This window comes from Streptococcus sp. GMD6S, from assembly GCF_000297015.1.
Genome location: NZ_AJRH01000177.1, coordinates 1 through 991, shown reverse-complemented (window position 1 = coordinate 991; position 991 = coordinate 1). Strand labels below are relative to the sequence as shown.

Genomic DNA, 991 nt, shown 5'->3' with positions numbered 1-991 from the left:
CTTCATAAGCATTTGGATCGTATTCAACTCCGGCTACATCACCTGCTTTTTCAGAGATAGTGTATGTATAAGTTTTTTCTTCTGTGAGCGTAAGTTTTGGGAATTGAATCTTACCGTTTGCATCGTTTTTAGCTGTCGCAACGACCTTGTCACTTTCTTTTTCTTTCAACTCAAATTCAAATTGGTCAGCCTCAATAGCTTTACCCTTCAACACTTTCTTAGCTTCAAGTTGAAGTTTTGCTTCTTTAGCCGCGTATGAGTTTGTAAATTCTTTCTTAGAATCTTCAAATTTGACGCTCGCTAATTTTTCACCCAAAACATCTTCTACTGTTACAGTCGCTTTAAGGACATTCGCATCATAAGTGTATCCAGGTTTGTTATCATTAACTTCTTTAATGGTATAGTTAAAAGTTCCTGCTTCTTTGTATTTGATTGCCTCGAACTTCACTTTACCATTCTCATCATTTTTGACAGTTTGTAAAACACTACCTTTGTCATCTAGAAGTTGGAAACTAAATGCATCTTTTTCAAGAGTTTTACCTTCAAGTTTCTTAGTTACTTCTAAAGCTACCTCATCCGATTTGGCGCCTCCACCAATACCATCTGTTGTGGTAATTGGTGCAAAACCTTCAAAATCAATCGGTTGAGCTTCCTCGTTTGTAGTTACCGACACGTTATTTAGTACACGTTTAGTAACTTGGTCAACTGGTTTAGTCAAACGAGTACGGTATAGGATGAACAAACCTTTATGATCAAGAGTTCCATCACCGTTAGGTGTAATTGAGAAATGGTTCTTATCTGTTACTTGGACATGAGCACTATCCAATTTTGTTCTTCCGTAACCATTTTCCCAGTCTGGGAAGTAGTAACCAGTGATTTCACTTGCAAGAACTTGCCCATCTGGAATAGTATCTTGGATATTAACACCAGTGTAAGATTTTGCATAGCGGTTAACACGGATACGCCAGTTTACATAGTTAGGATCGTCTGA

General features: G+C 37.5%; 1 protein-coding gene. It reads right to left on the bottom strand.

Annotated features, from left to right (window positions below):
• A partial coding sequence (locus tag GMD6S_RS09485) for a Spy0128 family protein (RefSeq protein ID WP_000309547.1) occupies positions 1 to 991 on the bottom strand: 991 nt, incomplete at both ends.